The following is a 24,279-nucleotide window of genomic DNA, read 5'->3' as shown; positions in this document are numbered from 1 at the left end:
ACGCTTCCCATGCCCCCCACCCTCCACCTAACCCAGCTCAGCAAACACTACGGCGCCATGCCCGTGTTTTCCGGGGTGAACCTGTCGGTCGCGCCGGGTGAGTTTGTGGCCATCGTGGGGGAATCGGGGGTGGGCAAGTCGACCTTGCTCAATTGCATGGCGGGCTTGGACCGGTGGGACGGTGGCAGCGTGGTGCTCGATGGCACCGACCTGGGGCCGCTGGACGATGACGCGCGGGCGCTGTTGCGCCGCGAAAAAGTGGGTTTTGTGTTCCAGGCGTTTCATGTGCTGGGGCATTTGGATGTGCGCCAAAACGTCTGCTTGGCCTTGCTGCTGTTGGGCCAGCCCGACGCGGCGCGGGTGGAGGCGATGCTGGAGTCGCTGGGCTTGGGCGACCTAGGTGCGCGGCTGCCGCAGCAGCTCAGCGGTGGGCAGTTGCAGCGGGTGGCGATTGCGCGTGCGCTGGTGCACCGGCCGCGCCTGATCCTGGCCGACGAGCCCACCGGCAACCTCGACCCGACCACCGCCGCGCGGGTGATGGACGCGCTGGTCGCGCAGTGCCGCGTGCAGGGCGCGTCGCTGGTGCTGGTAACGCATTCCGAAGCCGCCACCGCACGCGCCGACCGGGTGCTGCGCCTCACGGCCTACGGCCTGTAGGCGCTCAGTACGCCGCCCAGCCAACTTCAAGCAGGCAGCAACACGCCACCCGACAAACGCAGGCAGCGCGCGCCCATGGCCCGTGCCTCGTTTTCGTCGTGGGTGACCAGCACGGTGGCGATCTGTTGGTCGGCAATGCGCTGGCGAAACTCGTCGCGCAGGCTGGCCTTGAGTTCGGCATCCAGCGCAGAAAACGGCTCGTCCAACAACAGCACCCGCGGCTGTGTGATGAGGGCGCGGGCCAGTGCCACGCGCTGCTGTTCGCCGCCCGAGAGGTGCGCGGTGCGGCCTGTGGCGGCGGCGTCCAGACCAAAGCGCTGCAGCAGTTCGCGCGCCTGCGACCGAGCCTGCGCCCTGCCCACGCCCTGCTCCACCAGCCCAAAGGCCACGTTGTCTTGCACGCTCAGGTGGGGAAACAGCGCAAAGTCCTGAAACATCAGTGCAAAGCGGCGCCGCTCTGGCGGGCAATCGCGCAGGTCCTGGCCACCAAAACATACCCGGCCCGCATCCATGGGCTCCAGCCCCGCAACGATGCGCAGCAAGGTGCTTTTGCCACTGCCCGACGCACCCAAGATGGCCACGGTTTCCGAGGGCTGCACCACCAAGTCAACACCACGCAGCAGGCTGCGCGGCGCGCCCTTGGGTGGGTGCCAGGTTTTGTGCAATGCGTGCAGTTCAAGCATGGTTGTCCTCGTCTTCGTTACCGTCTTGCGCGCCCCATTCCACCAGCACAAAGACCAGCAGGGCCAGCACCATGAGCAGGCAACTCAGCACCATGGCCGCGTCCAGGTTGGCTGCGCCGGGGCGGCCCATGCGCTGGTAGATCAGCGTGGTCAGCGTGGTCCACTCCGGACGCGACAAAAACAGCGTGACCGCAAACTCGCCCACCGCAGTGGCGGCCGCAAAGGCCATGCCACGGCGCAGTGCGCCCGAAATCAGCGGTAGCGTCACGCGCCAAAACACCCGCAACGGCGACGCGCCCAAGCTGCGGGCGGGGTCGTGGTAGTGGGCAGGCAGGCTGTCCAGCCGCGCGGCCACCGATTTGGCCACCCAGGGGTAGGCCAGCAAGGCATAGGCACACACCAGCATCCACAGGCTAGCGCTCTGCTGCGGGTACACCAGCAGCAGTCCAAATCCCACCAGCACCGGCGAGACCACAAAGGGCAAAAACACCAGCGTGCGCAGCAGCACCAAACTCTGCGCCGCCAGCGCATGCAGCAAGCCCAGCAACGTGGCCAGCGCTACCGAGGCCACGGTAAAGCGCAGCGTGTTCCAAAGCGCCTGCAAGGTTTCTGCTTCCAGCAACACCGCCCAAGCTTCCGCACCAGCCTGCGCAGCGCGCCACCCAATCGCCAACAGCGGCGCCGCGCACACCAGCGCCAGCACCGCCAGCGCGGCCCCTACGCCAAGGTGCTGGCGCCAGCCGCGCGCGGGGCTGCGGGCGATGCGGTCGTGCCGGGTGGCGCTGGCCAGTCGGCGCTCCAAGACCGCATACAGCCAGGCCACCAGCGCGGCAATCCCCATGCTCCAGAGCGCCAGCACGCTGGCCTGCGCCAAGGCCAGCTCGTGGGCGACCAGGGTGTAGATCTCTACTTCGATGGTGGCGTAACGGTTGCCGCCCAGCACCAGCGCCAGACCAAAACCCGAAAAGCACACCAAAAACACCAGACACATGGCCGACATCAGCCACGGCGCAATGGCCGGCCACTCCACCCGCCAAAACGCGCGCCAGGGGCTTGCGCCCAAACTGCGCGCCGCCGCCACGCGCGAGGCGCTGACCTGCTCCAGCGCGTCGGTGGCCACGCGCACCACCACACACAGGTTGAAAAACACATTGCCGTACAGCAGCAGCCAAGGCGTCTCGCGCCCGCCCTGCCCCAGCAACGCCAACACACCGATGGCCGCCACCAGTGTGGGCAACACAAAGGGCAGCAGCAGCGCGCGCAGCACCCAGCTGCGCCCCGCAAACTCGCGCCGGGCCAGCACCCAGGCCATCGGCAAGCCCAAGGCCAGCGCCACCACGCAGGTGACAGCCGCTTGCAGCAGCGACCAGGCCAAGCGGCCCCGCAAATAGGCGTCTTGCAGCGGCTGGGCCAGTCCCGAAGCAAGCGCGTCCGTCCACCCCAAGGCCAGCAGGCGCAGCGCGGGCAGCACCTGCACCGCCAGCAAAAACGCCAGGGGCAGCGCCGCCAGCAGCCAAGGTGTTGCGGCGCGGCGCGTCAAGTGGACCATGGGGTGAAGGCTGAGCGCTGGGCGCGTGGTGTGTCGCAAAGAGCGGGGCTGCGGGTGGCTGCTGCTGAGGTGGTTGCTACCGTGGATGGCGAGCGACTGCAAGAGCGCAGGTGGCTACTTCAGCACCACCTGGGTCCAGCGCTGCACCCAGGCTGCGCCTTTGGTAGCAATTTCTTGCTCGGAGGGTGCGCTAAAGGCGCTGGGCTCGGGGGCGTGGACCATCACCTCGGCCTTGGCGACGCTGGCCTGCGCGGGGAACATCCACATCTCGGTTTGCAGTTGCTGCTGCACCGCGGTGGAACGCATGAACTCGATGAACTGCTCTGCCGCCGCACGTGCCTTGCCACCGCGCACCAAGGCCACGCCCTCTACTTGGCGGAACACGCCGCCGGGCAGGGCCAGACTGCCGGTGGGCGGCTCGGTGGGCCGGTCTTTGGCATAGAACAACTCGGCTGCCGGGCTGGTGGCGTAACTCACCACCAAGGGGTGCTTGCCGCCGTTGCGGCTGAACTCGGTGTAGTAGGCTTCGGACCAGCCTTTGCTCACCTTCAGGCCATTGGCGCGCATGCGGGCCCACCAGTCAAAAGCCTTCTCTTCGCCCATGGCGCCGATGGTGGCCAGCAAGAAGGCATAACCAGGGCTGCTGGTTGCGGGGTTTTGCACCACCAGCAGGCGGGCGTAGGCGCTTTGGGTCAGGTCTTCTAGCGACCTGGGCAGGGCCATGCCGGTTTTGGCAAACCAGGCCTTGTCCCAGTTGAGGGTCACGTAGCCATAGTCCACCGGCACCAGCGGCGCGGGCAGGCTGACGCGGCTGCTGGCACTGGCCGCCGGGCCGCTGTAGGTGTCGAGCACGCCCGCAGCCAGCGCCTTGGGCGCCAGGCTGTTGTCGATGCCGTAAACCACGTCGGCAATCGGGTTGGCGCGGGTGAGGATGAGCTTGTTGAGCATCTCGCCAGCGTCGCCGCCTTTGCTGATACGCAGCTTGACCTTGGCGTCTTTTTCAAACTGCGCCAACAGCGGCTTGGGGATGGAAAAGGAGCTGTGGGTGAGCACGCGCAGCTCGGTGGTTTGCGCCAGCGCCAGGCTGGTGCAAAGCGCAAAAGCGGCGGCAAGCAAAAGTTTGAAGGGCGAAAAAATGCCGTGTTGCATGGTGAGCGTCTCCGTCGTTCAAAAAAACCCAGCGGGATTGATGACCACGAAAACTGCCACGCACAACACGGCATTTCCCCATCACGCTTCCTACGCTGGCATAACCCAGATCAGGTTCATGGGGTATTTCTCAGTCCGCTTGCGCGGACACCCCCGGTGAAGCAGCGAGTATACGGGCGCACTTCGCGGGGCCGCACAATCCCGGGCATGCGCGCACTCCGCTCCCCGCTGTGGCCCTTGTTGGGCAGCTTCTCTTGGCAGGAGCTGCGGCACCACCCGTGGCGCAACGCGGCTGCGGTGGTGTCGGTGATGCTGGGCGTGGCGCTGGCGTTTTCGGTGCACCTGATCAACGCCTCCGCGCTCAACGAGTTCGCGCAGGCCGCACGCTCAGTGGGCGGCCAAGCCGATTTGGAGCTGCGCAGCAACGCCGCCAACGGCCTGTTCGACGAAGCCGTGCTGGCCCGGCTGCAATCGCACCCGCAGGTCGCCAGCGCCTCGCCGGTGCTGGAGTCCAGCAGCTATGCGCTGGACGGCGTGGCGCCCGCGCAAGACGCGGTACCAGCGCAGACGGCCGCATCATCCCCGGCCGACGGAGTCAGGCAGCGCACACCTTTGCGCCTGCTGGGCGTCGATGTGCTCCAGGTGGCGGCCATCGCGCCCGACTTGCTGCCCCTGCCCGACATTGGCCAAAGCCGCTTGGCGGTATTCGCGCCAGACGCGGTGTTTCTCAATGCCAGCGCCCGCGCCGCGCTGCCGGGTGCGACCGTGCGATTGCAGCGCGGCCTGCAACTGCAAGCCATGCAGGCGGCGGGCAGCGTGCGGGCGGCGGGTGCGCCGCTGGCGGTGATGGACATTGCCGCCTTGCAGGATTTTTTGGGCCAGGTGGGGCAGTTGTCGCGCGTCGACTTGCGCTTGCAGCCGGGGGTGGACCGGGCCACCTTTGCCCGCGAACTGCAGGCCAGCCCCGACTGGCCCAATGACGTGCGGCTGGTGCAGCCGGGCGACTCGCCGCAGCGCATCAGCGCCCTGTCGCGCGCCTACCGCGTCAACCTGACGGTGCTGGCGCTGGTGGCGCTGTTCACCGGCGCGTTCTTGGTGTATTCGGTGCTGGCGTTGAGCGTGGCGCGGCGCGCCCAGCAGTTTGCTTTGCTGGGCGTGCTGGGGCTGACCGGGCGGCAGCGGCTGGCCTTGGTGGTACTGGAGGCGGCCGTGCTGGGTACCGTGGGCAGCGGCCTGGGGCTGCTCTTGGGCACCGGCTTGGCGGGCTTGGCGCTGCACTTTTTAGGTGGTGATTTGGGTGGCGGTTACTTCCGCGGCGTGGGCGTGGCGCTGCGTTGGGATGCGGGGGCGGCCGCTGGATTTGGGGCATTGGGTGTGGCGGCGGCGTTGCTGGGCGCTTGGTGGCCGGCGCGCAGTGCGCAGCGCCTGCCACCTGCGCAAACCCTCAAGGGCCTGGACGGTGTGCAAGGCGCTGGCACGGGCGCGGCGCGCTGGGGATTCGGGCTGTTGGCGCTGGGCGGCTTGTTGGCCTTGTTGCCCCCGGTGGGCGGGGTGCCGCTGGCGGCCTACCTCAGTGTGGCCGCGCTGCTGCTGGGCGGCATTGCTGCGCTGCCGTGGTGGGTGGGCCTGCTGCTGGACCGGCTTGCGCCCCACGTGCAGCACCGGGCGCTGTGGCTGTTGCCCATTGAGCGGGCGCGGCGGGTGCGTTCCAGCGCGGCCATTGCCGTCAGCGGTGTGGTGGCGGCCCTCAGCCTGGCGGTGGCACTCACGGTGATGGTGGCGAGTTTTCGGGGATCGGTGATGCAGTGGCTCGACGCAATGCTGCCCGCCTCGCTGTATGTGCGCACCGCAGGCAGCGCGGGGGCGATGGAGACCGCGTTTTTTGATCCGGCGTTTGTCGCTGCGGCTGCGCGGCTACCCAGCGTGGAGCGCCTGAGCAGCCAGCGCGTGATGGCGCTGGCGCTCGATACGGCCAAGCCCGCAGTGACCTTGCTGGCCCGGCCCCTGCGCGAACCCGGCACTGGCGCTTTGGGCTTGCCCTTGGTGGCGCAAGCCCTGCCAGCACCGCCGGGCACGGTGGCGATTTACGTGAGCGAGGCCATGGTGGACCTGTACGGCGCGCAGGTGGGCACCGAGTTTGCGCCGCTCCAAACCGCGTTGGCCTCGGCCAGCGGGGTGCCGCGCTTTTTTGTGGCGGGCGTGTGGCGCGACTACGCGCGCCAGTTCGGCACCATCGCCATCGACCAAAGCGACTTTGCGAAGTGGAGCAAAGACGAGCGCGTCAACGACATCGCGCTGTGGCTCGCACCGCAGGCCGAGGCCAGCGCGGTCGAGGGCGCGCTGCGGGCGCTGGCCAACACGCTGGCCGACACACCGGGCGGTGGCGCCGACCAGTTGCTGGAGTTCGGCTCGGCACAGCAGATTCGCAGAATCAGCTTGCAAATTTTTGACCGCAGTTTTGCAGTCACCTACTGGCTGCAGGCGGTGGCGATTGGCATTGGGCTGTTTGGGGTGGCAGCGAGCTTTAGCGCGCAGGTGCTGGCGCGGCGCAAAGAGTTTGGACTGCTGGTGCACCTGGGCCTGACGCGCCGGCAAATTCTGGGCGTGGTCGCCGCCGAGGGCGCGGTGTGGAGTGCGCTGGGCGCGCTCGCGGGATTGGCTTTGGGCCTGGCGGTGGCGGTGGTGCTGGTGCATGTGGTCAACCCACAGAGCTTCCACTGGACCATGGACCTGGCCGTGCCCTGGGCCCGGCTGCTGGCCCTGGCGGGCGCGGTGCTGGTGGCAGGTACGGCAACCGCCTGGCTGGCCGGACGCGCCGCCGCCGGGCGCGATGCGGTGCTGGCGGTGAAAGAGGATTGGTAGAGCGGGGTCGCGCACCTCGTAGCGGGGTTGACTTGTTGCGATGCGATATGTCCCATGCACCGCCCGAGGCCGCGGGCGAATCGCCGACAATCGGGCGCGCCCGGCACCACCGCGGGTGGACGCGCGGGTCGCAAGCAACACCCAGGAGCGCAGCAATGCGAGCAACCCACCCATGAACCCGTGGCTGAGCCAGGCAATGGCGCGCATCGAGGCCGACTACCAGCGCAGCGCCGACACCCACCTGATCGCGCTGCCGCTGCCGCGCTTTGCCGAGCACGGCATCGACCTCTACCTCAAGGACGAGTCCACCCACCCCACCGGTAGCCTCAAGCACCGGCTGGCGCGCTCGCTGTTTTTGTACGCGCTGTGCAACGGCTGGATCCGCGAGGGCTCCACCATCGTTGAAGCGTCCAGCGGCTCCACCGCCGTCAGCGAGGCCTACTTTGCGCGGCTTTTGGGGCTGCCGTTTATCGCGGTGATGGCGCGCGACACCTCGCCCGAGAAAATTGCGCAAATCAGCTTCTATGGCGGCCAGTGCCATTTGGTGGATACGCCATCGCAGGTCTATGACCAAGCCCAGGCACTCGCTCAGGCCAGCGGCGGCCATTACATGGATCAGTTCACCTATGCCGAGCGCGCCACCGATTGGCGCGGCAACAACAACATCGCACAAAGCATGTTCAGCCAGATGGCACACGAGCGCCATCCCATCCCCCGCTGGGTGGTGATGGCCGCGGGCACCGGCGGCACCAGCGCCACGGTGGGCCGCTACATCCGCTACCAACGCTATGCCACCGAGGTGTGCGTGCCCGATCCGCAGGGCTCGGTGTTTGCTGCCTACCACCGCAGTGGCGACGCCAGCCTGGTGGGCCAGGGTTCGCGCATCGAGGGCATTGGCCGCCCACGGGTGGAGGCCAGCTTTATCCGCACGGTGGTGGACCGCATGCTGGAGGTGCCCGACATCGACTCGGTGGTGGCGATGCGCGCGCTGTCGGCCTTGCTGGGGCGCAAAGTGGGGCCGTCCACCGGCACGCACTTCGCCGCCATGCTCACCCTGGCGCAGGAGATGCGCGCACGCGGTGAGCAAGGCTCCATCCTCTCGGTGCTGTGCGACGCAGGCGAGCGCTACCTGCCCAGCTACCACCACCCCGATTGGGTGCAGCGCACCTTCGGCGACTGCACAGCCGCCCAGGCCCGGCTGGACGCGGCCCTGGCCTGAGGCAGCGACCAGCGTGCACCCTGGTTTGCCTGTGGACTCTGCGATGGCGGTGCAAGCTGTTGGGCCTGTGCATCCTGCTATGCCCATGCATTCCCCTTCGCCAGTACACGCCGTTATGTCCGCGCGCCACGCTGTGTTGCTGCGCCGACGCGAATGGCTGGGCGCTGCGGCGGCGGCGCTGTGCGGCGGTGTGCCGTGTGTGGCATGGAGCAAGGACGCTTCGTTGCCCCACCAAGCTGCGCAAGCAGCGCGCGCAGCAGCGCCCAGCCCGTTGACCGCGCAAAAGAGCGCCGCTGCAGCGCTGGCGCCACGCACGCTGGTGTTTCCGCGCGATGCGGGTGCCCACCCGGAGTTCGTCACCGAGTGGTGGTACCTCACCGGCGCTGCCACCACCGAACAGGGAGAGGCGTCGCACGGCTTTCAGGTCACGTTTTTTCGCAGCAGGGTGCCGGCAACCCAGGGCATGCGCTCGCAGTTGGCGGCCAAACAGCTGCTGTTTGCACACGCCGCCATCACCGATGTGCAAGGCCAGCGCCTGTGGCACGACCAGCGCATCGCCCGCTGGTCGGGGCAGGCGCCGGGCGCCGTTGCCACCGACACCGCCTGGGCCAGCCTGGAGGACACCGCCATCACGCTGGGTGATTGGTCGCTGCGGCGCGAGGGCGCGGAGCTGGTGGCGCGGGTGCGCGGCGCGGACATCGCCCTGGACGTGCGCTGCCTGCAAACCCAGCCGCTGCTGCTGCAAGGCGACCGCGGCCTCTCGCGCAAAGGCCCCGACCCGGCGCAGGCCAGCTACTACTACAGCCGCCCGCAGCTGCAAGCGCGCGGCCAGCTGCAGCTGCCCTCGCAGACCGTGGCGCTGCAAGCGGGCAGTCTGGCCTGGATGGACCACGAGTGGAGCAATGCGATCATGGATGCGCAAGCGGTCGGCTGGGACTGGATTGGCATCAACTTGCAAGACGGCGGCGCACTCACCGTGTTTCGGCTGCGCGACGCGCAGGGCAATGCGGTGTGGGCCGGTGGCTCGGTGCGCAGCAGCGGGGCAAACAACCCGCAGCCACAGGTGTTGGGCCCGGGCGATGTGGCGTTTCATCCGTTGCGGTTGTGGCGCAGCCCCAAGGGCACGCTCTATCCGGTGGAGTGGTCGGTGCACACGCCGCAGCGCACATACACCGTGCGTGCGGTGGTGGACAATCAGGAGCTTGACAGCACCACCTCCACCGGCGCGATCTACTGGGAGGGGCTGTCGGAGTTGCGCGACAGCGCCGGGCGATTGGTCGGGCGCGGCTACCTGGAGATGACCGGGTACGCGGCGCCGCTCAAGCTGTGAATCGCCAACCGGCCTTGTTCTAACCCCACACACCATGACACCTGAGCGCATCCAAGCCCAACACCCCAAAGCCCTCTCCGGTCTGCTGCCGTTTTTGCGGCCTTACCGGCTGCGCATTGCGCTGGCGCTGCTGCTTTTGGTGCTGGCGGCGGCTGCGACACTGGCTTTTCCACTGGCGCTGCGCAGCCTGATTGATGGCGGCTTGGTGCAGACGGACCGCGGCCAACAAATGCTGGCCTTGCGCACCCACTTTGCCGAGTTGTTTCTGGTGGCGGTGGCACTCGGCGTGTTTTCTGCGGGGCGCTTCTATGTGGTGAGCTGGCTGGGCGAACGGGTGACCTCCGACTTGCGCAACGCGGTATACCGCCACGTTCTGCACCAAAGCCCGGAGTTTTTTGAGACCACCCAAACCGGCGAAGTGCTCTCGCGTCTATCGGCAGACACCACGCTGGTGCAAACCGTGGTGGGCTCGTCGCTGAGTATGGGTTTGCGCAACGCGGTGATGGGCGCAGGTGCATTGGGCGTGCTGGTGTGGACCAACCCGGTGGTGATGCTGCAAGTCACGCTGGTGCTGGTGCTCATCGTGGTGCCCAGCGTGTGGTTTGGCCGACGGGTGCGCAAGCTGTCGCGGGCCAGCCAGGACCGCATTGCCGACTCCAGCGCCATCGCAGGCGAGGTGCTCAACGCCATTGCGGTGGTGCAAAGCTACACCGCCGAGTCGCGCGAGTCGCAGCGCTTTACCGACAGCACCGAGCGCGCGTTCGACACCGCCATCCGGCGCAGCCGGGCGCGCTCGGTGCTGGTGGCCTTCATCATCATTGCCACCTCGGCTGCGCTGCTGTGGGGCCTGTACCAAGGCACCCAGGCGGTGATGGCCGGGCGCATCAGTGCCGGGCACCTGGGGCAAACCGTGCTGTACGTGATCATTCTGGCCAGCGCCTTTGCGGTGCTGGGCGAGGTCTATGGCGACTTGCTGCGCGCAGCGGGCGCCACCGAGCGGCTGATGGAGTTGCTGGGTACGCGCTCGCCAATTGCCTCACCGGCGCAACCGGTGGCCGCCGCCATGCCGGTGCGCGGCAGCAGCGTGCGCTTTGAGTCGCTGGAATTCCACTACCCGTCGCGGCCCCAGCGGCCCGCGCTGCACAACTTTTCGCTGGATGTGCAACCGGGACAAACCGTGGCTATCGTGGGGCCCAGCGGGGCGGGCAAGAGCACGGTGTTTTCGCTCTTGCTGCGCTTTTACGACCCGCAAACCGGGCGCATCGTGCTCGATGGCGTGCCCACCACCGCGCTGTCGCTGGAGGCACTGCGCCAGCGGGTTGGCATCGTGCCGCAGGATGCGGTGATTTTCTCCAGCAGCGCGCTAGAGAACATCCGCTACGGCCGCCCCGACGCCAGCGACGACGCGGTGCGCGCCGCCGCCCATGCCGCCTTTGCGCACGAGTTCATCGAAGCGCTGCCCCAGGGCTACGACACCTTTTTGGGTGAGCGCGGGGTGCGGCTCTCGGGTGGACAGCGCCAGCGCATCGCCATTGCGCGCGCCATGCTCAAGAACCCGCCGCTGCTGCTGCTCGACGAAGCGACCAGCGCACTCGACGCCGAAAGTGAACGCATGGTGCAAGCCGCGCTGGAGTCGGCCATGCGCGACCGCACGACATTGGTGATCGCGCACCGCTTGGCCACGGTGCAAAAGGCCGACCGCATCGTGGTGCTGGACCAGGGCCGCCTGGTCGAGCAAGGCACCCACGCCGAGCTGGTGGCCCAAGGCGGCGTGTACGCCGGGCTGGCGGCGCTGCAGTTCAACGCCTAACGCGACGCTGGTGCCCCGGGGCCAGCGCGCCCTTTCGGGACGGCGGCATGCCCTTCTCATCTTGAAGGCCGCACCGTGCACTTGTAGAATTCGACCGTCTTGGCAACCCACCTACGGAGTTCACGATGGATGCATCCAAAGTCTCGAACAGCCAACCCTCCCTGGCCACGCTCAAGGCCCGACGCAACGAAGAAGCCCAGCTCGCGCAGCTGCGCAAAGACCGCGTTCAGGAACGCGAACAAATCCAAAAAAACGTAGAAGACAAGCCCAAGCCCACCACCAACGGCCAGGGCCAGACGATTGGCACCCGGCTCAACGTCACCGCGTAAGGCCACACCGGCCCGCACGCACAGGCCACATAGCCACTGCCCACAGGTTGAGCACCGTGGTCGCCATCACCTCCACCAACAGCGCCACTGACAGCCTGCAATCGGTGCTCAACCGCGCTCGGATTGAGCGTGCCCGCAGCCGGGCAGACCAAGCAGAAGCGCAGGCCAGCGAACTGCGCACGCAGGCCGATGCGGCCGAGCAAGAAGCCCAGCAGCGCAAGCGCGAAGTGCGTGCCCTGCAGACCCAGCCCACCAGCGCCAGCAGCGCCTATGCAGGCGACACGCGCGGTGCCCTCTTGGGGCGCATCCTCAACGTGCGGGTTTAGGGCGGCCCAGCGGGTCGCAGCCCGACGTCATTAGTTTTTTGCATAGTTCGAGGTTGTCTTGGCCTTGGACAGGCGCTGGGTGCAGGCCTACAGTGCGCGGGTTTTGGTCCCAACCTGGAGTCCCTTATGTCCCAAACGCATCCTGACGCCACACTCGCGCGCGCAGCCAACCCCTACCAACACCCCCTGCCCTCCTACCTGCAGGCCGACCGCCTGGGGCCTTGGGGCATTTACTTGCAGCAGGTGGACCGGGTCATTCCCTACCTGGGTCACCTGGCACGCTGGGCTGAAACCCTCAAGCGCCCCAAGCGCGCCTTGGTCGTCGACGTGCCGATCGCCTTGGACAACGGCACCGTGGCCCACTTCGAAGGCTACCGGGTGCAGCACAACACCTCGCGTGGACCCGGCAAGGGCGGTGTGCGCTTTCACCAGGATGTGACGCTGTCCGAAGTGATGGCGTTATCGGCATGGATGTCGATCAAGAACGCCGCAGTCAACGTGCCCTACGGTGGCGCCAAAGGTGGCATCCGGGTGGACCCCAAGCAACTTTCGCGCGGCGAGTTGGAGCGCATGACGCGGCGCTACACCAGCGAGATCGGCATCATCATCGGGCCCACCAAAGACATTCCGGCGCCCGACGTCAACACCAATGAGCAAATCATGGCCTGGATGATGGACACCTATTCGATGAACGAAGGTGCCACCGCCACCGGCGTGGTCACCGGCAAGCCGGTGGACTTGGGCGGCTCGCTGGGGCGGCGCGAAGCCACAGGACGCGGCGTGTTCACCGTGGGCGTGGAAGCGGCCCACCACATGGGCCTGGATGTCAGCAAAGCGCGGGTGGCGATTCAGGGATTCGGTAATGTGGGTGGCATCGCGGGCAAGCTGTTTGCGCAGGCCGGTGCCACAGTGGTGGCGGTGCAGGACCACGGCGGGACCATTTACCAAGCGGCGGGCTTGAACGTCCCCGCGCTGTTGGCGCATGTGGCTGCGCACGGATCGGTGGCGGGGTTTGTGGGTGCCGAGGTGCTGGCGGACGACAGCTTTTGGGATGTAGATTGCGACATCTTGATCCCTGCGGCGCTGGAGCAGCAGATCACTGCAGCCAATGCCGGGCGCATCCGGGCCAAGCTGGTGATTGAAGGGGCCAATGGCCCGACCACGCCCGAGGCGGACGACATCTTGCAAGAGCGCAACATCTTGGTGCTGCCCGATGTGATCGCCAACGCCGGCGGCGTGACAGTGAGCTACTTTGAGTGGGTGCAGGATTTCTCCAGCTTTTTCTGGAGCGAAGACGAGATCAACGCCCGCCTGGTGCGCATCATGAAGGAGGCGTTTGCCGGGGTGTGGGCTGTAGCCCAGGACCACAAGGTGAGCTTGCGCACCGCCACCTTCATCGTGGCCTGCAAGCGCATCCTGCATGCGCGCGAGTTGCGGGGCTTGTACCCCTAAAAATCAGGCGGTGCTGGCGGTTTACTGCAAGGGCTCTTTCAGGGCCTCGGGCAAGACCAGGGGCACGATGTCAATGCCTTCGTCCACCAAGGCACGCGCCTCCTGGGCGGTGGTCTTGCCGCGGATGGCGCGCTCCGGGGTTTCGCCGTAGTGCATCTTGCGGGCCACATCGGCAAATGCGTTGCCAACGTCGTCGGTCTGGGCGACGATTTGGCGGGCCAGTTGCATCCAGCGTGCCACCACCTCCGGGGCCACCGCAGGCCCCGCGTGGGACGCCACCTCCTGCGCCAGGTGCTCCGCAGTGGGTGCCTCGCGTGGCGCGACAGGCTCATCGGCCTGGGAACTTCCGCGCGCGGTGTGCAGGTTCAGGCGCGGCGCACTGGGTTTTTTGACGATGTGGGCGTTTGCGCACAGCGGACACTGCACCATGCCACGCTCGCGCTGGGCTACAAAGTCGTCCTCGGAGCCAAACCAGCCCTCAAAGGCGTGGCCCGCACCGCACTGCAGGTCCAGCACTTTCATGGCGTGCTGGCTCCCGCGCCGGCGGGCGCCAGGGGCCCCTGCCAGTCCAGCGACCAACTGCCCGAGAGCACGTTTTGCAACCACAGCGCACCGGTGAGGGTTTTGGCATCCGTCACTTTTCCCTGGCCACACCACAGCAGCAGCTCTTGTGGCGTGGCCGTAAAGACCTCGAGGAACTCGCCGGGGTCCAGCTGGCGTTCGCCCAAGTGCAGATCGCGTGCGAACCAGACTTCAATGAACTCGGTGGAGTAGGCAATGCAGGGATGCAGCACCCCAGCGCGCGCCCATTGCCCCGCCACATAACCGGTTTCTTCGCGCAGCTCGCGTTGGGCACAGGCCAGACCGCTCTCGCCGGGATCGAGTTTGCCTGCAGGAAACTCGATCATCACCTGGCCCACGGGATAACGAAACTGCCGCTCCAGCACCAGCCGGGTTGCACCATGTGCGTCTTGCAAGAGTGGTACCACCATCACCGCGCCGGGATGCACCACATATTCGCGCACCGCCTGACCGCCATCGGGTAGCTGGACCGTGTCACGCAAGGCGTGCAGGAAATGGCCTTTGAATAACTCTTGTCCGGAGGTCTTGGTCTCCACCAAGCGGGTGTCGGACGCGCCCACGTCAGCTGGTCTCAGGTGGCCAGCATCTGGCGGACCGACTGCACACACACTGCCATCAGGCCACCCGGAGCCATGCCCAGCAAGAGCACCAGCGCGCCATTGATGCACAGCACCACGCGCACATCGGTGGGAGCTTCCACAGGCAGGGTGTTGGTGGGCGGGTCGAAGTACATGACCTTGACCAAACGCAGGTAGTAGAAAGCTCCGACCAGGGACATCAGCACCGCAAACACCGCCAGCACCAAGGACAGGGTGCTACCGGTGGCGATCAGCGCCTCGAGTACCGAGAGCTTGGCAAAGAAGCCCACCATGGGCGGAATGCCAGCCAACGAAAACAGGGACAAGGCCATGACCGCAGCGTAGAGGGGGTTGCGCTGGTTCAACCCGGCAAAGTCAGAGATTTCCTCGCTCTCAAAACCCTCGCGCGACAGCAGCAAGATGACGCCAAAGCTTGCCAGTGTGGTCAGGACGTAGGTGACCACATAAAACATGGCCGCGCTGTAGGCATTGGCGGCAGACTCGTTGCCGCCGGGGACCACGCCAGACATGAGTCCCAGGAGCACAAAGCCCATCTGCGAGATGGTAGAAAAAGCCAGCATGCGCTTGACGTTGGTCTGCATGATGGCGGCAAAGTTGCCCACCAACAAGGAGCCAACCGCCAGCACCATCATCATTTGTTGCCAGTCCACGGCCAAGGGTGTCATGCCCTCGACCAGCAAGCGCATGGTGATGGCAAAGGCCGCCAACTTGGGCGCACCGCCGATCATCAGGGTGATCGCTGTGGGCGCGCCCTGATAGACGTCGGGAATCCACATGTGAAAGGGCACCACACCGAGCTTGAAGGCCAGACCGGCCACGATGAACACCAGCCCGAAGACCAGCACCTGCTCGCGCACATTGCCAGTAGCGATGGCCTGGGACACGGTGCTGATGTCGAGCGAGCCGGTAGCGCCATAGAGCATGGACATGCCGTAGAGCAGAAAGCCCGACGCCATGGCGCCCAGGACGAAATACTTCATCGCCGCTTCGGTGGCCACGGCGTCGTCACGGCGCAAGGCCACCAGCGCATAGCTGGAGAGCGTGAGCAGTTCCAGCCCCATGTAACTCACCAGCAAATTGTTGCTCGACACCATCACAAAAATGCCAAGCAGCGCAAACAGGCTCAGGGTAAACAGCTCGCCGCCGCGCAGCATCTCGCGCTGGCCAGCGTACACGCGCCCGTACACCAGGGTGACCATCACTGCAACGGTGGCAAAGCATTTGAGCCAGTTGCCCATGGGGTCGCTCACCACCATGTTGCCAAAGCCGTACACAGTGGCGCCACCGGCAGCCAAGTCGGCCTGCAGCAGTGCCACCACGGCCAGGGTAAGCAAGGTCATCACATAGGTTTGGGTGCGCAACGCGGACTTCACACCGAGGTCCACCAGCGCGATGGTGCAGGCCATCACCAGCAGAACAATCTCTGGGTAGGCCGTGATCCAACTGTTATCGTCAATCATCGTAGTTCTCTCAGTTCAGCTTGGACGCAGCAACCTGTTGGAGCAGATGGGCGACAGACGCATCCATCACGTCGGTAAAGGGCTTGGGGTGCACCCCCATCCACAGCACCGCAACCGCCAGCAGCGACAGCATCAAAAACTCGCGGGCGTTGATGTCGCTCAGGCCCCGGACGTCGTCGTTGGCGACCGGGCCCAGGTACACCCGCTTGAACATCCACAAGGTGTAGGCCGCACCAAAAATCAGGGCACTGGCTGCGGCCAGACCCACCCAGAAGTTGAACTGCACCGCGCCGAGGATGACCATCCACTCGCCCACAAAACCGGCGGTGCCAGGCAGGCCGCAATTGGCCATGGCGAAAAACAGGGCGAACGCGGCGAACTTGGGCATGGTGTTGACCACGCCACCATAGCTTGCGATTTCACGCGAGTGCACCCGGTCGTACAGCACCCCGATGCACAGGAACATGGCGCCAGACACAAAGCCATGGGCAATCATCTGCACCAAGCCGCCAGAGACGCCAAGCTGGTTGAACATAAAGAAGCCCAGGGTGACAAAACCCATGTGGGCCACCGAGGAGTAGGCCACCAGCTTTTTCATGTCTTGCTGCACCAGGGCGACCAGGCCCACGTACACCACGGCGACCAAAGACAGGGCGATCATGAGGGTGGACCATTCGCGCGCAGCATCAGGTGCGATAGGCAAGGAAAACCGCAGGAAGCCATACGCACCCAGCTTCAGCATGATGGCGGCCAACACCGCCGAGCCACCGGTGGGCGCTTCCACGTGCACATCAGGTAACCAAGTGTGTACCGGCCACATCGGCACCTTGACGGCAAAAGCCGCAAACAAGGCAAAAAAGATCAGCGTCTGCGCGGTGCTGCCCAGTGGCAGTGCGTGCCAGGTCGCCAGATCGAAGCTGCCACCTGACTTGGTGTACAGGTAAATCAAGGCCACCAGCATGAGCAAGGAGCCCAGCAAGGTGTAGAGAAAGAACTTGAAGGCCGCGTAGATCTTGTTGGGGCCGCCCCAGATACCGATGATCAGGTACATGGGAATCAAGGTCGCCTCAAAGAAGACGTAGAACAGCATGCCGTCCAGGGCGCAAAACACCCCAATCATCAGTCCACTGAGGATCAGGAAGGCGCCCATGTACTGGTTGACGCGGCTGGTGATGACTTCCCAGCCAGCGATCACCACCACCACGGTCATGAAGGCGGTCAGCAGCACAAACCAAAACGAGATTCCGTCCAAGCCGAGGTGGTAATTGACGTTGAAACGCGCAATCCAAGAGGCCTTTTCAACAAACTGCATGGACGACGAAGCGGCATCAAACTGCCCGTACAGCGGCAGCGTGAGCAAAAAGCTGACGAGCGCACCCACCAAGGCCACCCAACGCACGGCCCGGGCCTGCTCGTCACGGCCCAGGGCCAGCAGGACCACACCGAACGCAATGGGCGTCCAGATCGCAAGGCTCAACAATCCCATGTTTTTATCTCTCCTACTTGAGCCAAACGAAATACGTCAAGAGCACGAAGATGCCCAGGATCATGACCAACGCGTAGTGGTACAGAAAGCCGGTCTGCACTTTGCGCACACCGCCTGCGATCCGGGCGACCAGATGCCATGCGCCGTTGACCAGGCCACCATCGATCACCGCCTGGTCGCCGCCCTTCCACAGGCCGGTGCCCAACACGCGCGCGCCGCGCGACAAAACGTTTTCGTTGAACCAGTCGAGGTAGTACTTGTTTTCAAGCAAGGTAAACAGCGGCATCACACCCCGCTTGATGGCCGCAGGCAACGCGGGGTTGACCATGTACATGTAGTACGCGGACGCGACACCACCGAGTGCCAACCAGAAAGGCGCAGTGCTCAAGCCATGCAAGGCCATCGCCCACGGGCCATGGAAGATTTCGGCCAACCCGGTCATGGCATGGTGTTTGGCGTGGTCAACCCAAATGGCGTCTTTGAAAAACTCACCGAACAGCATGGGCTCGATGGTGAAGTAACCGATCAGCACCGAAGGAATGGCCAGCAACACCAACGGCAGCCACACCACGGCGGGCGACTCGTGTGGCACATGGGCGTGGCCATGGTCACCGTGGTGGCTGTGTCCATCATCGTGGTGGGCGTCACCGTGGTGGGCGTCGGGGTTTTGGTCGAACCGCTCTTTGCCGTGGAACACCAGGAAGTACAGGCGGAACGAATAAAACGCAGTCACAAAAACACCGGCGAGCACCGCAAAGTAGGCCAGACCCGCACCGGGCAGGTGGCTCTCGGCCACCGCCTCGATGATGCTGTCCTTGGAGTAAAAACCCGAGAACAGCGGCGTGCCAATCAGCGCCAGGGAACCCAACAAAAACGTGATCCAGGTCACCGGCATGTACTTGCGCAAGCCGCCCATCCAGCGGATGTCTTGGTTGTGGTGCACGCCCATGATCACTGAGCCTGCCGCCAAAAACAGCAGCGCTTTGAAGAACGCGTGGGTCATCAGGTGGAACACTGCCACGGAGTACGCGGATGCACCCAAAGCGACGGTCATGTAGCCGAGCTGAGACAAAGTGGAATAGGCCACCACCCGCTTGATATCGTTCTGGATGATGCCCAGAAAGCCCATGAACAAGGCGGTGATGGCGCCGATGACCAGCACAAAGCTCAGTGCCACATCGCTGAGCTCAAACAAGGGCGACATGCGCGCCACCATGAAGATGCCGGCAGTGACCATGGTGGCGGCGTGGATCAGGGCCGAGATGGGGGTCGGGCCTTCCATGGAATCAGGCAACCACACATGCAGTGGGAACTGCGCCGACTTGCCCATGGCGCCAATGAACAAGCAAATGCAAATGGGCGTGATGAGCATCCACTGCGTACCGGGAAACACCAAAGCGGAAAGTTCCTGCGACTTCGCAAACACTTCGGTGTAGTTGAGCGAGCCGGTGTACGCGACGATGAGACCGATGCCGAGAATGAAACCAAAGTCACCCACCCGGTTAACCAAAAAGGCCTTCATATTGGCAAAGACCGCAGACGGTTTGTTGTACCAAAAACCGATCAAAAGGTAGGACACCAGGCCCACCGCTTCCCAACCGAAAAAGAGCTGCAGCAGGTTGTTGCTCATGACCAGCATGAGCATCGAGAACGTGAACAGCGAGATGTAGGCAAAGAAGCGGTTGTAGCCCTCATCTTCTTCCATGTAACCGATGGTGTAGATGTGGACCATCAACGACACAAAGGTGACCACGCACATCATCATCGCGGTCAGGCCATCGACCAAGAAGCCGATTTCCATCTTCAGGCCGCCCACCACCATCCAGGTGTAGAGGGTTTCGTTGTAGCGCGCGCCGTCTTGCACGACGCTGATCAGAGTGTGTACAGACAGAATGAAAGCAACCAACACACCCAGGATGGTCAGGGTGTGACTGGCCTTGCGGCCCAGGTGGTTGCCGCCAAACTGGGTGCCCAGCACGCCGGCAAGCACCGCACCGACGAGCGGCGCCAGCGGAACAGCGGCCAGTTGGTAAACAGAGAGGGATTGCGACATCGTGTTAGCCCTTGAGCGTGTTGAGCTCGTCGACGCTGATGCTCGATTTGTTGCGGAACAGCAGAACCAAAATCGCCAAGCCGATGGCAGCCTCTGCTGCCGCCACGGTCAGGATGAAAAACACAAACATCTGGCCCTGCATGTCGTTGAGGAAATAAGAGATCGCCACAAAGTTGGTGTTCACCGCCAACAACATCAGCTCAATGGCCATCAGCAGCACGATGAGGTTACGGCGGTTGAGAAAAATGCCGACCACCGAGAGCGCAAACAGCATCGCCCCGAGCGACAAGAAATGTCCCAATGTCAAAGTCATGGTTTCCCCTCAGGCGCGCTGGGCGCAACAGCTTCTGGCTCGGCCTGGGTGGGCGCGAGCTTGACCACGGTCATGCGGTCCCGTGCCTGCGCCCGCACCTGGTCGCCTGGGCTGACGTACTTGCTGTCCTTGCGCGCGCGCAAGGTCAAGGCCACCGCTGCGATCATGGCCACCAGCAAAATCGCGGCGGCCACCTCCAGCGGATAGACGTAGCGGGTGAACAGCAAAATGCCCAGCGCCTTGGTGTTGGGGGTTTTCGCCGCGTCGGCGGCCGCTGCCACTGGCAGGTCCTGGAAGCCCACCAGCAGCACCGCCGCCATTTCAGCGGCAATCACGATGCCCACCACCGCGGCGAGCGGGAAGTGCTTCCAAAAACCCGTTCGAAGGTTTTCGACGTTGATGTCCATCATCATCACGACGAACAAGAACAGCACCATCACCGCGCCCACGTACACCAGCACCAAGGCAATCGACAGGAACTCGGCCTGCAGCAGCATCCAGATCATGGAGGCCTGGAAAAAGGTTAGAACCAGAAACAGTGCCGAATGCACGGGGTTCTTGGCAGTGATGACCCTGAATGCTGCAAACAGCAGCACCACCGAGAACACATAAAACAAAGCGGTTGTGACACTCATGGTTGGCTTACTTTCTGGCAGCGCATCAGCGGTACTTGGCGTCGGCCAGCTTGTTGGCAGCAATCTCTGCTTCATAGCGGTCGCCCACGGCCAGCAGCATCTCTTTGGTGAAGTACAAATCACCGCGCTTTTCGCCGTGGTACTCAAGGATGTGGGTCTCCACAATCGAGTCCACCGGGCAGCTTTCCTCGCAGAAACCGCAAAAAATGCACTTGGTCAGGTCGATGTCATAACGTGTAGTGCGGCGCGAGCCGTCTTGGCGCACATCGGACTCGATGGTGATGGCCATCGCCGGGCACACCGCTTCGCACAATTTGCAGGCAATGCAGCGCTCTTCACCGTTCTCGTAACGGCGCAATGCGTGCAAACCGCGAAAGCGTGGCGACAAGGGGGTTTTTTCTTCGGGAAATTGCACCGTCACCTTGCGGCGAAACAGGTAGCGGCCAGTCAGCGCCATCCCCTTGAACAACTCAATGAGCAAGAAGCTGTAGAAGAAATCTTTGTATGAAAACGCGGTCGGAACGCGCGCGGTGTTGTGTGAAGGCATGGTCATCTCCTTCAGTTCCAGATATTCAAGGGGGTCTGCATCCAGGCACCGATCACCACCAGCCACACCAGCGTGATCGGGATGAACACTTTCCAGCCCAAACGCATGATCTGGTCGTAACGGAAACGCGGGAATGTCGCCCGCACCCAGATGAACAGGCTGACCACGGCAAAGGTTTTGAGCCCCAGCCAGATCCAACCAGGAATCCAGTCCAGCGCCGCGACGGGTGGCAACCAGCCGCCCAAGAACATCACCGCTGCCAGTATCGAAATCAGCCACATGTTGGCGTACTCAGCGAGGTAGAACATGGCATAGGACATACCGGAGTACTCGACCATGTGGCCAGCCACAATCTCAGCCTCGCCCTCGACCACATCAAAGGGGTGGCGGTTGGTCTCGGCCAGCCCAGAAATCACATAGACCACGAACACCGGCAACAAGGGCAACCAGTTCCATGACAAAAAGCCCAGGCCCGCTTCCGCCATGTTGCCTTGGCCCTGGCTAAGCACGATCGCAGTCATATTCATGCTGCCGGTGACCATGAGCACGATCACCAAGCAAAAGCCCATCGAAATCTCGTAGCTCACCATCTGCGCCGAAGCCCGCAGCGCGCCCAAGAAGGCGTACTTGGAGTTGGAGGCCCAACCCGCGATCACTACACCATAAACCTCCATGGAGGTGATGGCCATGATGAACAACAGCCCGGCGTTGATATTGGCCAAGGCCACATCCGGACCAAATGGCACCACTGCCCACGCTGCCAAGGCCGGCATGATGGTAAGAATGGGGCCGATGAAAAACAGCCCTTTGTTGGCCGCAGCGGGAACCAATATCTCTTTGGTCAAGAGCTTGAGCGCGTCGGCAATCGGCTGCAACAGGCCCAAAGGCCCTACCCGGTTCGGGCCGACGCGCACCTGCATCCAGCCCATGAACTTGCGCTCCCACAAGGTCAGGTACGCCACCGCACCCATCAGCGGCAGCACCACGACCACGATCTTCATCAGTGTCCACACCACCGGCCAGACCATGCCGCTCCACCAAGTGGCAGCGACCAAGCCCAGACCCAAGTTGTACAGCGCGTCGATCATGCGGGCTCCTTGCTCGTCTGGCTGGGCGCCGTCGCAGAACGCGCATCTGCCGTCAGCTGCAGAGAAGTGGCTCTGCGCACCATGCCGTCCAACTGGTAGATGGAAGCAACCACCGGCTGGGCCTGTGGGGCGCTGAGGTCGATGGCCGCATCGGTGCGGTTGCCAAGGTACTTGGGATCGATGTGGGTGGGCACCGCACCATCGCGCTGGAAGACCTCGGCCAGCACGTCCTGCGACGACTCGAAATCAAAGCCGGACAGGCCCAGCAAATTGGCCAGCACGCGCAGCACCTTCCAGGCGGGTCGCGTCTCGGCCAAGGGCTTGACCACCGCGTGGAAACTCTGCACCCGGCCTTCTGCGTTCACAAAGGTGCCGGAGGTTTCGGTGAAAGGCGCAATGGGCAGGAGCACATCGCTGATGTCCATATTGGCTTTGAAGGGGCTCAAGGTCACCACCATCTCCGCACCGGCGAGTTGGGCGCGCGCTTTCGCGCCGGCGGCGGTGTCGAATTCAGGCTCGGCATGGAGCAATAGCAAGGCCTTGAGCTGACCGCCCAGCATGTCGGCCGCCGTCTTGCCCTGCGCGCCCGGCAATGCGCAAACCAACTGCGCGCCCACCGTGTTGGCCGCCTCTGTCAGGTAGCCCACGGTGGCCGAGGTGTGTTGGCCAATCCAATTGGCCAAGGCCAGCAGCGTCGATGCCCGGCCATGGTGAGCCGCCGAGTTGCCCAACAAAATGGCCTTGCGCTCACCGCCAAGCAGCGATTTAGCAATGGCGGTCGCTTTCGCTGTGGCGGTGCCAGCGGCAGGAGCTGTCACCGACAACTCGGCAGCGATGGCACACGCGATGTCGGCTAAAGCCTGGGCCCAGAGGCCAGAGGCCACGTCCACCGTGTTCGCCAGCGGCATGGCCCAGTCGTTGGAGCCCGCGTTGACCACGCTCACTGCGCAGCCCGCCTTGGTGGCTTGCCGAATCCGTTGGGCAAACAGCGGGTGGTCCTTGCGCAGGTTGGAGCCCACCACCAGCACGCGTTGCAATTGCGACAGCGACGCGATGGATGTGCCCAGATAACGCACTGCCGAGGCTGGCACAAACTCAGCGTGGCGCAGGCGGTAATCGATGCTTTCGCTGCCCAGGCCGCGCACCAAGGCGCTGGCCAGGTGCAACTCCTCCAAGGTGCTGTGCGGGCTCACCAAAGCACCGATGGCGTAGGCACCATGCTGGGACTTGATTTGCTGCAGGCCAGTGGCGACGTACTCTAAGGCCGTCTGCCAGTCGACCGACACCCATTGGCCACCCTGCTTGAGCATGGGCGAGAGCAGCCGCTCGTCACTGCCCAGTGCTTCGTAGGAGAAGCGGTCGCGGTCGGCGATCCAGCACTCGTTGACCGCTTCGTTTTCCAGCGGGACCACGCGCATGACCTTGTTGTTCTTGACCTGCACCACCAGATTGGCACCGGTCGAATCGTGCGGACTAACGGACTTGCGCCGCGACAACTCCCAAGTGCGCGCGCTGTAACGGAAGGGCTTGCTGGTGAGCGCCCCCACCGGGCAAATGTCGATCATGTTGCCGGACAGCTCGGAGTCCACCGAGCCACCGATAAAGGTCTCGATCTCCGCGTGCTCACCGCGGTGCGACATGCCCAGCTCCATCACGCCGGCAACTTCTTGTCCAAAACGCACACAGCGGGTGCAGTGGATGCAACGGCTCATCTCCTCCATGGAAATCAGCGGCCCCACATCCTTGTGGAATACCACGCGCTTTTCTTCCTCGTAGCGGGAAGACGATCCGCCGTAACCCACCGCCAAGTCTTGCAACTGGCATTCGCCGCCTTGGTCGCAGATGGGGCAATCCAGCGGGTGGTTGATCAGCAGAAATTCCATCACCGACTGCTGCGCCTTGACCGCCTTGTCGCTCTTGGTGCGTACCACCATGCCTTGCGTGACCGGCGTTGCACACGCCGGCATGGGCTTGGGCATCTTCTCGACATCGACCAGGCACATGCGGCAGTTGGCCGCAATGCTGAGCTTCTTGTGGTAGCAAAAGTGGGGGATGTAGGTACCGGCTTTGTCGGCCGCATGCATGATCATGCTGCCCTCGGTGATCTCCACCTTTTTGCCGTCGAGTTCTATTTCAATCATTGTTCAACC

Annotated in this window: 21 protein-coding genes and 1 riboswitch; of the genes, 8 read left to right on the top strand and 13 right to left on the bottom strand. The window is 64.2% G+C overall.

Annotation, left to right across the window (positions count from 1 at the left end; translation table 11 throughout):
- The first annotated feature begins 9 nt into the window (after positions 1-9).
- Positions 10-657, top strand: coding sequence for an ABC transporter ATP-binding protein (locus tag ACILRC_RS02365; RefSeq protein WP_395667735.1), 648 nt, complete (start codon positions 10-12; stop codon positions 655-657).
- A 26-nt stretch (positions 658-683) separates the two neighbouring features.
- Here ACILRC_RS02365 and ACILRC_RS02360 read toward each other — a convergent pair whose 3' ends face one another.
- The 3 genes from ACILRC_RS02360 to ACILRC_RS02350 form a co-directional block, all read right to left on the bottom strand.
- Positions 684-1,340, bottom strand: coding sequence for an ABC transporter ATP-binding protein (locus ACILRC_RS02360; RefSeq protein WP_395667734.1), 657 nt, complete (start codon positions 1,338-1,340; stop codon positions 684-686).
- Positions 1,333-2,889, bottom strand: a complete 1,557-nt coding sequence (locus ACILRC_RS02355; protein WP_395667733.1) for an ABC transporter permease — start codon at positions 2,887-2,889, stop codon at positions 1,333-1,335. Before ACILRC_RS02355 ends, ACILRC_RS02360 begins: the two co-directional genes overlap by 8 nt.
- A gap of 114 nt (positions 2,890-3,003) precedes the next feature.
- Positions 3,004-4,038, bottom strand: a complete 1,035-nt coding sequence (locus ACILRC_RS02350; protein WP_395667732.1) for a thiamine ABC transporter substrate binding subunit — start codon at positions 4,036-4,038, stop codon at positions 3,004-3,006.
- 69 nt (positions 4,039-4,107) lie between these two features.
- Positions 4,108-4,203: riboswitch (TPP riboswitch) on the bottom strand.
- A 42-nt stretch (positions 4,204-4,245) separates the two neighbouring features.
- On the opposite strand from ACILRC_RS02350, the gene ACILRC_RS02345 reads away from it, so the two are divergent.
- The 7 genes from ACILRC_RS02345 to ACILRC_RS02315 all read left to right on the top strand — a co-directional run bounded on the left by ACILRC_RS02345 (position 4,246) and on the right by ACILRC_RS02315 (position 13,366).
- Positions 4,246-6,900, top strand: coding sequence for an FtsX-like permease family protein (locus ACILRC_RS02345; protein WP_395667731.1), 2,655 nt, complete (start codon positions 4,246-4,248; stop codon positions 6,898-6,900).
- A 172-nt stretch (positions 6,901-7,072) separates the two neighbouring features.
- The gene (locus ACILRC_RS02340; protein ID WP_395667730.1) at positions 7,073-8,119 is read left to right on the top strand and encodes a PLP-dependent cysteine synthase family protein; all 1,047 of its coding nucleotides are present in this window, start codon (positions 7,073-7,075) and stop codon (positions 8,117-8,119) included.
- Positions 8,120-8,234: 115 nt separating this feature from the next.
- Entirely contained in the window at positions 8,235-9,449 is a 1,215-nt protein-coding gene (locus ACILRC_RS02335; RefSeq protein WP_395667729.1) for a lipocalin-like domain-containing protein, read from the top strand.
- A 34-nt stretch (positions 9,450-9,483) separates the two neighbouring features.
- Entirely contained in the window at positions 9,484-11,259 is a 1,776-nt protein-coding gene (locus tag ACILRC_RS02330) for an ABC transporter transmembrane domain-containing protein (RefSeq protein WP_395667728.1), read from the top strand.
- A gap of 125 nt (positions 11,260-11,384) precedes the next feature.
- On the top strand, positions 11,385-11,588 hold the full coding sequence (locus ACILRC_RS02325) for a hypothetical protein (protein ID WP_395667727.1): 204 nt from the start codon (positions 11,385-11,387) through the stop codon (positions 11,586-11,588).
- A 56-nt stretch (positions 11,589-11,644) separates the two neighbouring features.
- Positions 11,645-11,914 carry a hypothetical protein gene (locus ACILRC_RS02320; RefSeq protein ID WP_395667726.1) on the top strand — a complete coding sequence of 90 codons (270 nt, stop codon included), beginning with the start codon at positions 11,645-11,647 and terminating at the stop codon, positions 11,912-11,914.
- A 126-nt stretch (positions 11,915-12,040) separates the two neighbouring features.
- Positions 12,041-13,366: a Glu/Leu/Phe/Val dehydrogenase gene (locus ACILRC_RS02315; protein ID WP_395667725.1), complete on the top strand. Its 1,326-nt coding sequence runs from the start codon at positions 12,041-12,043 to the stop codon at positions 13,364-13,366.
- Between the two features lie 21 nt (positions 13,367-13,387).
- Here the strand turns inward: ACILRC_RS02315 and ACILRC_RS02310 are convergent, their stop codons facing one another.
- From ACILRC_RS02310 to nuoG, 10 genes are read right to left on the bottom strand one after another with little or no spacing between them, the layout of a single operon-like run.
- Complete coding sequence (locus tag ACILRC_RS02310) at positions 13,388-13,888, bottom strand: DUF1178 family protein (RefSeq protein ID WP_395667724.1); 501 nt, start codon at positions 13,886-13,888, stop codon at positions 13,388-13,390.
- Positions 13,885-14,508 (bottom strand): NUDIX domain-containing protein, encoded by a 624-nt coding sequence (locus ACILRC_RS02305; protein WP_395667723.1) that lies wholly within the window; start codon positions 14,506-14,508, stop codon positions 13,885-13,887. The genes ACILRC_RS02310 and ACILRC_RS02305 overlap by 4 nt, the downstream gene beginning before the upstream one ends.
- 11 nt (positions 14,509-14,519) lie before the next feature.
- Complete coding sequence (nuoN, locus tag ACILRC_RS02300) at positions 14,520-16,007, bottom strand: NADH-quinone oxidoreductase subunit NuoN (protein ID WP_395667722.1); 1,488 nt, start codon at positions 16,005-16,007, stop codon at positions 14,520-14,522.
- Between the two features lie 10 nt (positions 16,008-16,017).
- Entirely contained in the window at positions 16,018-17,493 is a 1,476-nt protein-coding gene (locus tag ACILRC_RS02295; protein WP_395667721.1) for an NADH-quinone oxidoreductase subunit M, read from the bottom strand.
- A gap of 13 nt (positions 17,494-17,506) precedes the next feature.
- Positions 17,507-19,546 (bottom strand): NADH-quinone oxidoreductase subunit L, encoded by a 2,040-nt coding sequence (gene nuoL / locus ACILRC_RS02290; protein WP_395667720.1) that lies wholly within the window; start codon positions 19,544-19,546, stop codon positions 17,507-17,509.
- 4 nt (positions 19,547-19,550) lie between these two features.
- Positions 19,551-19,859: an NADH-quinone oxidoreductase subunit NuoK gene (gene nuoK, locus ACILRC_RS02285; RefSeq protein WP_395667719.1), complete on the bottom strand. Its 309-nt coding sequence runs from the start codon at positions 19,857-19,859 to the stop codon at positions 19,551-19,553.
- On the bottom strand, positions 19,856-20,494 hold the full coding sequence (locus tag ACILRC_RS02280) for an NADH-quinone oxidoreductase subunit J (protein ID WP_395667718.1): 639 nt from the start codon (positions 20,492-20,494) through the stop codon (positions 19,856-19,858). The genes nuoK and ACILRC_RS02280 overlap by 4 nt, the downstream gene beginning before the upstream one ends.
- A 25-nt stretch (positions 20,495-20,519) precedes the next feature.
- Positions 20,520-21,041 (bottom strand): NADH-quinone oxidoreductase subunit NuoI, encoded by a 522-nt coding sequence (gene nuoI / locus ACILRC_RS02275; protein ID WP_395667717.1) that lies wholly within the window; start codon positions 21,039-21,041, stop codon positions 20,520-20,522.
- An 11-nt stretch (positions 21,042-21,052) separates the two neighbouring features.
- On the bottom strand, positions 21,053-22,129 hold the full coding sequence (gene nuoH, locus ACILRC_RS02270) for an NADH-quinone oxidoreductase subunit NuoH (protein ID WP_395667716.1): 1,077 nt from the start codon (positions 22,127-22,129) through the stop codon (positions 21,053-21,055).
- Positions 22,126-24,270 (bottom strand): NADH-quinone oxidoreductase subunit NuoG, encoded by a 2,145-nt coding sequence (nuoG, locus tag ACILRC_RS02265; RefSeq protein WP_395667715.1) that lies wholly within the window; start codon positions 24,268-24,270, stop codon positions 22,126-22,128. The genes nuoH and nuoG overlap by 4 nt, the downstream gene beginning before the upstream one ends.
- Between the last annotated feature and the right edge of the window lie 9 nt (positions 24,271-24,279).

Source organism: Rhodoferax sp., assembly GCF_044236835.1.
Classification (GTDB): domain Bacteria; phylum Pseudomonadota; class Gammaproteobacteria; order Burkholderiales; family Burkholderiaceae_C; genus Allorhodoferax.
Note: the sequence above shows the minus strand (reverse complement) of the source record. Positions and strands in the feature narration are given on the sequence as shown.